The sequence below is a fragment of the Nocardia sp. JMUB6875 genome, assembly GCF_041154655.1.
Classification (GTDB): Bacteria; Actinomycetota; Actinomycetes; order Mycobacteriales; family Mycobacteriaceae; genus Nocardia.
In genome coordinates this window covers 1-7,352 of record NZ_BAAFGR010000265.1, presented here as the reverse complement: position 1 = coordinate 7,352, position 7,352 = coordinate 1, and the positions used below count along the sequence as shown (strand labels likewise).

General features: G+C 67.0%; 9 protein-coding genes. 4 read left to right on the top strand and 5 right to left on the bottom strand.

The features are described 5' to 3' along the window. Positions 1–216, top strand: a 216-nt coding sequence (locus tag ACAM49_RS37315) for a hypothetical protein (protein WP_369640247.1), incomplete at its 5' end; no start/stop codon positions are given. 137 nt (positions 217–353) lie between these two features. Beyond that, entirely contained in the window at positions 354–1,295 is a 942-nt protein-coding gene (locus ACAM49_RS37310) for a glycosyltransferase family A protein (protein ID WP_369640246.1), read from the top strand. Between the two features lie 475 nt (positions 1,296–1,770). Here ACAM49_RS37310 and ACAM49_RS37305 read toward each other — a convergent pair whose 3' ends face one another. The 3 genes from ACAM49_RS37305 to ACAM49_RS37295 form a co-directional block, all read right to left on the bottom strand. After that, positions 1,771–2,127, bottom strand: coding sequence for a hypothetical protein (locus tag ACAM49_RS37305; RefSeq protein ID WP_369640245.1), 357 nt, complete (start codon positions 2,125–2,127; stop codon positions 1,771–1,773). A gap of 122 nt (positions 2,128–2,249) precedes the next feature. Then, positions 2,250–3,326: a dihydrodipicolinate reductase gene (locus ACAM49_RS37300; protein WP_369640244.1), complete on the bottom strand. Its 1,077-nt coding sequence runs from the start codon at positions 3,324–3,326 to the stop codon at positions 2,250–2,252. Positions 3,327–3,331: 5 nt separating this feature from the next. Next, entirely contained in the window at positions 3,332–4,156 is an 825-nt protein-coding gene (locus ACAM49_RS37295; protein ID WP_369640243.1) for an SDR family oxidoreductase, read from the bottom strand. 94 nt (positions 4,157–4,250) lie between these two features. Between ACAM49_RS37295 and ACAM49_RS37290 the strand changes: the two genes are divergently transcribed. Beyond that, positions 4,251–4,853 carry a TetR/AcrR family transcriptional regulator gene (locus ACAM49_RS37290; RefSeq protein ID WP_369640242.1) on the top strand — a complete coding sequence of 201 codons (603 nt, stop codon included), beginning with the start codon at positions 4,251–4,253 and terminating at the stop codon, positions 4,851–4,853. Positions 4,854–4,876: 23 nt separating this feature from the next. Here ACAM49_RS37290 and ACAM49_RS37285 read toward each other — a convergent pair whose 3' ends face one another. Continuing rightward, positions 4,877–5,299, bottom strand: coding sequence for an ester cyclase (locus ACAM49_RS37285; protein ID WP_369640241.1), 423 nt, complete (start codon positions 5,297–5,299; stop codon positions 4,877–4,879). A 154-nt stretch (positions 5,300–5,453) separates the two neighbouring features. On the opposite strand from ACAM49_RS37285, the gene ACAM49_RS37280 reads away from it, so the two are divergent. Continuing rightward, the gene (locus tag ACAM49_RS37280) at positions 5,454–6,827 is read left to right on the top strand and encodes an SPFH domain-containing protein (RefSeq protein ID WP_369640240.1); all 1,374 of its coding nucleotides are present in this window, start codon (positions 5,454–5,456) and stop codon (positions 6,825–6,827) included. Positions 6,828–6,833: 6 nt separating this feature from the next. Here the strand turns inward: ACAM49_RS37280 and ACAM49_RS37275 are convergent. After that, the coding region (locus ACAM49_RS37275; RefSeq protein ID WP_369640239.1) for a TAXI family TRAP transporter solute-binding subunit at positions 6,834–7,352 on the bottom strand (519 nt) is incomplete at its 5' end.

Below are 7,352 nucleotides of genomic sequence, written 5' to 3'. Positions count from 1 at the left end.
AAGCCCACCCCGGTCGTCCTCGCCGCGGGTGCCGCGGCGCAATTCGAGTTCATCACCTACCCGAAGCAGGTCAACGACTGCGCCGCGCTGCGCACCAACACCCTGCGCGTCTACCCGCCCGACAACACCGAATCCATGTGGCTGCCCTGGGACAGCCTGATCTGCCCGAGCCCGCAGCGCATGCTCGTCGTCCGCGCGGTCACCGCCGTCTCCTAGGGGACAGCCCCGTCGCCTCCTGCCCGGACCGCACCCCGATTGGACTGCCGCGCACCGCATCCGCGAGTAGTCTGCTGTGGGCGGCGCAAGCCGGGCAGGGGTTGGCAATTCAAACGGGGTCCACAATGAACAGTCCTGTGTTCACTATTGTTTCCGAGGCGCACGGGCACGAGGCCCATCTGGCCGAGGCCATCGATTCGGTTGTGGCGCAAAGCTTCCCGGACTGGGAACTGATCGTCGTCGACAACGGCTATTCCGACGAAGTCGCCGCGATCGTCGGCAAGTACGCCGACGACCAGCGAATCCGGCTGCTGCGCACCGACGACAACGGCATGGCCGCCGCGATCAACGCCGCCATCGCCGAGGCCAACGGCGAGATCTACACCGTCGTCCACGGCAACCACAAACTCCTACCCGAATTCTGCGCCCACACCCACGCCGCCCTGCAAGCCCACCCCGAAGCCGACGTCATCGCCGTCGACGCCTTCCGCTTCGACGACACCGGCACCATCGTGACCCCCAGCTACCGCCGCGAAGGCGGGGTAGAGGTCGAACCCGGCGTCGACCACCGCCTCACCCTCGAAGAATTCGTCAACGGCTCGGTCATCTACTACTCCGCCGCCATCCGCGCCCGAGCCTGGTCCAAGGGGGAGGGCTACCCACCCGACCTCCCCGTCGTCGAAGAATTCGTCCTCTCCGCCCGCATGCTCACCGCCGGCTGCGACATCCGAGTCCTCCCCGAACTCCTCGCCGCCTGCCGCCTGGTCAACGACCCCGCCAAATTCGCCGTCTACGAAGACAACATGCAACGTGCCCTCGAAAACCTAGCCAGTGCGACCACCGACCCAGCCGTCCACACCGCCGTAGCCCACAAACTCCGCGAAGCCCGATTCCACCAAGCCATGGGCAAAGCCCGCGCAGCACTGTCTCATTCGGATACCGCGACGGCCAGGGAACAGGTCCGTCTGGCCCTGCGTCAACGTCGAGCTCTGCGTCCCGCCGTCGTGTACGCAGCACTGACCGTGGCTCCGGGCGGATTGCGGCTGGCTCAACAGCTGAAGCGGCGACTCAGAGGATAGTCGGACTGTCCGCAGGGGATATCCCTGCGGCGGGCCCCTGACTTCAACCTGACATAATGTTGATTATCGGCGCGGTTACGGGAACGGTGTTGATCTTGAAACGCGCTGCGTGACTACAGCATTCGCCTGAATCCGTGGCGGATCGGCCTCGAGGCTGGCTGGTTCAGTGCTGCTGTGAGTGCTTCCCCTGTGGCGTTCGTTTGTGCTGTCTCGGGTGCCGATCGGCTGAAACGAAATATTTTGGCGTATCTGCCTTTTGGTGGAAAATTTCCGGTTCCCGAGGGATTGGCCGATTGTGGCCGGATTCTGGGATTCGAAGGGTGTCGGGATCTCTTGGTTCCACTCCCCTGGGCCTCTCCGTGCATGATCAATACGTCACAGTGACGTATTGAGGTGGGGTGGCTGGGTGGTGGAAGTTGTTGCTGTCAGGCCGGATTCGCGGGAATTGGGGGCCGCGGGCCTGACAGTCGGTGGGTCAGAGCCAGTTGGTGGTGGTGGAGGTGGTTGTCGTGGTGGTGGTTTCGGTGGTGGTTGTGGTGCCGGTGCAGGTGGTGGTGACTGTGCCGGAGGCGGTGGTGGTGCAGGTGCCGGTGAAGGTTTCGGTTTTGGAGTCGGTGGTGGTTTGGGTGGAGGTTTGGCTGGAGCTGCCGGTGGGGATGATCTGGCCGGGTGAGAGCGGGACGGTGGGGTCGACGGGAGTGACCGGGGCGACCGGGACGAGGGGAATCGGGTTGTCGGCCAAGGCGGTTGGCGCGGCGGCGCACAGGGCGGTGATCGAGAGGCAGAACGCTGCGCCGAGCGTGCGGGCGCGGACACCACTGACGGCTTGCACAAGCTCCTCCTGGGAAGAACGGGCTGTACGGTCAGCGGTCAACGCTAGTGGACCGGGGTGCTGTCGGACCGGATTGGCGGTCCCGCGCGGGGTTTCGGGCCGACAGCACCACCGGGCGCGGGTCAGCGGATGGTGCCGACGCCCGGGATCAGGGGCAGGTCCAGGGGTGTGACCCAGCCGGGTGGCAGGGCGTTGACGGCGGGGACGGCGTTGAGGGCGCGCATGCCGGTGGCCAGGCAGCCCGCGACCGCCGGGGTGCGGCCGGAGCCGTCGGTGAAGCGGAAGGAGGTTTCCTGGGAGATCGACGGGCTGCCGAGGATATCGACGCGGTAGACGTCGTCGCGGGTGCCGGCGGGCCAGTCGGGGGCGGCGTCGAGGCCGATGCGGTTGACGTGTTCGAGGGTGATGACCTCACGGCCCTTGTAAACGCCGTTGATGGTGAAACGGATCGCGGCGACGGTTCCGGCCTTGACGACACCCTTGACGGTGGGGCGGTCGTCGGGGGTGACCCACTTGTCCCAGGTGGTGGTGATGGTGTCGAGTTCGATGCCGACCGCGGTGGCGATCATGGGAACCGTTGCGCCCCACGCCATGACGAGCATGTCGGGGTGTTCGAGCAGGGCGGTGAATTCGGGCGGGTGGCCGATGCCCATCTCGAATTCGTAGTCGCCCTCGTAGTCGGTGTAGTCGAGCAGCTCCGAGGCGCGCACGGATTGGACCTCGCCGCACAATCCCATCAGGGTCATGGGGAACAGGTCGTTGGCGAAGCCCGGGTCGATGCCGGTGGTGAAGCATGACGCTCCCCCGGCCTCACATGCCTGCGTGATGGGGTCGCGCCAGATGGGTGGGATTTTGTCCATGTGCGGCCACACCCACGGGGTCATGGCGGTGGAGCAGACGTCGATGCCCGCGCGCAGGAACGCGCCGATGACGCGCATGTTCTCCTCGGCGTAGGCGGCGGTGGGCCCGTAGTGCACGAGCGCGTCGGGGCGCAGTGCGATCAGGTCCTCGACCGAATCGGTGGCCGCGACACCGGTTTTCGCGGCCCCGCACAGGTCTCCGGCATCCTTGCCGACCTTGTCCTTGTTGCTGACGCCGACGCCGACGAGTTCGAAGCCCGGGTGGCGCAGGATTTCGGCGAGCACCATGGAGCCGACGACGCCGGTCCCCCACAGCACGATGCGTTTGGTCACGAGCATTTCTCCTATCGGTGGAATTCGCCGCAGTCGACGGTGAGCATCTGGCCGGTGACCGCGGTGGCCAGATCGCTGGCCAGGAACAGGGCGGCGCGGGCGACTTCCTCGGGTCCGGCCAGGCGGCCCAGGTCCGTGGGTGCGGCCTTCTGGCGGTAGATGTCGTCGTGGGTGACTCCGGCTTGGGCGGCCAGCCAGTCGAAGTAGGCCTTGTTGATGTCCTCGTACACATACGACGGCGCGACGGAGTTGACGCGGATGCCGCGCGGCCCGAGTTCGGTGGCCAGTGACGAGGCCAGGTGTGCGAGTGCGCCTTTGGAGAGCTTGTAGCCGGAGTATTCGGGTTGGGAGCTGTAGGAGACGCAGGAGTTGAGCATGATGATCGACCCGCGGCTGCGTTCGAGGGCGTCGGCGAACAGGGCCGAGAGTCGAAGCGGCGCGAACACGTTGGTTTCGTTGGCCACCCGCAAGGCTTCGACGTCGATCTGGGTGATCGGGTACATGGGCGGGATGGCGAAGGCGTTGTTGATCAGGCAGTCGACGCGGCCGAGCCCGTCGAGGGTCGCCCGCACCAGTGCTTGGCGTTGGGGTTCGTCGGTGATGTCGGCGCGCACGACCAGTGCGGTGCCGCCGAGGGCGCGCACGTCGTCGGCGTATTCGTGCAGGCGTTTCTCGGTGCGTCCGGCCAGCACCAGGCTGGCGCCCATGCGGGCGGCTTCGATGGTGAGGGAATGGCCCAGTCCGGGGCCGACGCCGGAGATGACGATGACCTTGCAGGCCAGCAGCGGGACCGGTTGATAGGTATCGGCGGGGGTGGGGTGCGGGGCGGCTGACACGACTCCTCCTCGAGTCCTCAGCAGTTACAGAGCGTAACGACTTTGATGTGACAGACTGTAACGATTCCTGCTGGCAGCGACAAGGACGGATTTCGTGACCACACGCCACCGACTGGGCCCGCACCGCGACCCCGCGGTGGACGCCGCCGTCCTCGAGGCCGCGCGCGCCCTGGTCGTCGAACAGGGTTACGGCGCAACCTCGATCGACGCCATCGCCGCCCGCGCCGGGGTCAGCCGCCCGGCCATCTACCGGCGCTGGCCCTCCAAGGCGCATCTCATCGCGCAGGCGGTGTTCCCGGACGTGGGTTCGGCGGTGGTGGCGCCGGATCTGCTCGCGGAGGTGCGCAAGGTGATCCGCGGTACCATCCAGCTGTTCGGTTCCGCCGAGACCCGCGCCGCGATGCCCGGGCTGATGGCCGAGATGCGGCAGGACTCGGGTCTCTACGAGAAGCTGTCGGCCCGCCTGGACACCCCGACCCGCGACGAATTGCGCGACTACCTGCCCGGCGCGGACACCCGCCCGGGTCTGGATCCCAATACGGTGCTCGACACCATCGCCGGGGCGGCCCTGTTCGCCATGTGTATCCGCGATATCGACGACCTCGACGGATTCGCGGCCTCGCTCGAGGATCTGCTGCTCTACGGCATCCTCGGGCAACGACCCGCCACCGAGGACACCCCGGAGGCGACCGAATAACGCCGTAGATCGTGCTGCGCCGCTCAGATTTTGGCGATCCCGACGCCCAGCATCAGCGTCAGCGAGTCGAACAGCGGCCAGAATTCGACGATCTTGCCGTCGGTGACGCGCATGATGCCGGTCTCGGCCAGTTCGATGCTGTTGCCGGTGGGCGGCGCGGATTGGAACTCGCCGGTGTGGATCCCGCGCCAGCGCAACCGCGCCACCACCTTCTCCCCCTCGCCGATCAACTCCTCGACGGTGTGCACCGAGCCCGGAAAGCCTTGGGCGAAGGCGTGATTGACCGCACGGAACCCGTCGCGGTCGATGCTGGTGCCATCGGGCATGTGCACGATCAGGCTCGCGTCGAGGACCTCGTCCAGCGCCGAAGCGGGCGCCGACCCCGCGGCGATGGCATCGGTGGTCGAATAGAAGTTGCGCACAACAGTTTTCGGATCAATGCTCATTCGCCGACCATAACTCCGTCGGCCGCGCGGTGCGCGAGGTTCTCCGCCTCTCCCCTGTCACTCCCCTCCCCGTATTCGTCACAGTGACGCTCGGTGCCTGTCGGTTCCTCGAATTTCGATGGGCAGGAAGATCTTTCAGCGGTAGCGTGCCCGCATGGCGGCGAAGAGCAACAGCTATCTGGATCAGGTCATGGCACAGTCGGCCGAACTCGAGGAGGACCTGCGCTCCCGCTCGGGTCCCCCGCGCAGCACCGCGGCCCCGCAAGCCCCCGGCGCACCCAGCCCGATGGCCAAACGCGCCGGACGCGTCGGCCCCGCGCGCGAGCACACCCCGCAGGGACCGGTGGAGGTGCGGGTCAGCGGCTGGTGGCGCTGGCAGACGGTCCTGGTGCCGCCGAACGCGTTCGTGGTGCACACCCGCCGCGGCGCCGCCGAACCCCTGCACATCGGATTGGGTGTCTCGTTCCGGTTCAACCCGGCCACCGACTCGTATCTGGTGGTGCCCGGTGCGATCCAGACGATCCTGATCAACGCCTACTGCATCTGCAGTGAACTGCAAGGCGTGCTGGTGCAGGGGTATGTGCAGTGGATCATCGAGGATTTCGCCACCGCCTACCGCAAACTCGACTTCTCCGATCCGGAGGATCCGATGCGGCTGGTCAATGTGCAGCTGCGCGAGCAGGCCGAGGCCGCGATCAAGGACAAGGTGTCCACGATGGGGGTGCGCGATGTGCTGTCGGACAAGCAGCCCATCATCGAGGAACTCACCGCCCGGCTGCGCACCGTCGCCGAGGGCGCGGGCGAGAACGGGGCGCGCGGGGACCGCGGACTGGGCTTGTCGATCGTGACCGTGCAGATCAAGGAGGCGGTCGTGTCCTCCAACACGCTGTGGGAGAACCTGCAGAAGCCCTATCGCAGCGAACAGAACCGGGTGGCGCGTCTGGCCGAACTCGAAGCCCAGCAAGCGGTCGCGGCCCGCGAGACCGCTGTCGCGCGCGCCACCGAGGAACAGCGCATCGAGAACGAACGCGAACTCGCCGAGCTGCGCGCCCGCAATGACGCCGCCCGCTTCGACCGCGAATCGGCCGAGAAACTGCGCCGCACCACCCGCGACCACGACATCGAACGCGAAGTCGCCGACCTCGCCCAGCAGGCCGCACTGCACGCGCTGCGCCTGGAACGCGACAAGCACGCCGAACAACTCGACAACGCCCGCCTGCAGCAGGAACTGCGGCGCATGCAACTCGACGCCGAACTCGCCCTGACCCAAGCCAAGACGCGCGTCGCGCACGAGAGCTCACTGCTGGGGCTCGAACGCGAACGCATCGGCATCGACAATGCCAACAGCCGCAGCGAAACCACTGTGCGCGCCCAGCTCATCGACAAACTGCCCGCCATCGTCGAACACCTGCCCACACCGACCGAGTTGAAGTCGGTGCAGATCGGCGGCGACACCCTCGGCTTGGCCGGACTGGTCACCCAGGTCAGCGAGATCGTCGCAGCGGTGCGTGACAACGCCCAATCCTGAGGCGGCTCATCCGTGGTGGCGGCGATACACCGTCGCCGCCCCCGGATGCAGCGGCACCGACCCGGTCCCGATCAGTGAGCGGGCATCGAGGAACTGGGTGCCCGCCGCCTCGGCCGGAACCAGCGAATCGGCTTGTGTCAGAAGGACTTCGGTGAGGGTGCCCACCGTGGCGTCGGACAGTTGAGGGGAGGCCACGAGCAGGTTGGCGACGCCGATGGTGTGCACGGCGGGCGTGTTCGGATAGGTGCCCGCCGGAATCAGCACCGGGTCGTAGAGATACCCGAACCGCTCCCGCATCACCGCCGCCAGTGGATCGAGATCCAGCAGCCGCAATGGATTCAACGCCGCCGTCGGCACCCCACCGGCCCACAACAAGCCCTCCAGCCGTCCGGCGCTCAACTCGGCCACCGCATCCCGCAGCGGCAGATGCGACACTCTCACCTGCGCGGGATCCACTCCCGCGGCGGCAAGGAGCTTTTCCCCGATATGGGTGGCCCCCGACCCGGCCGCCCCCAGGTTCACCCG

What these genes read in the sequence shown, in the direction of transcription:
- ACAM49_RS37300 (WP_369640244.1), bottom strand. Translation starts at nt 3,326, where the DNA reads ATGCTCGTGACCAAACGCATCGTGCTGTGGGGGACCGGCGTCGTCGGC.
- ACAM49_RS37285 (WP_369640241.1), bottom strand. Translation starts at nt 5,299, where the DNA reads ATGAGCATTGATCCGAAAACTGTTGTGCGCAACTTCTATTCGACCACC.
- ACAM49_RS37280 (WP_369640240.1), top strand. Translation starts at nt 5,454, where the DNA reads ATGGCGGCGAAGAGCAACAGCTATCTGGATCAGGTCATGGCACAGTCG.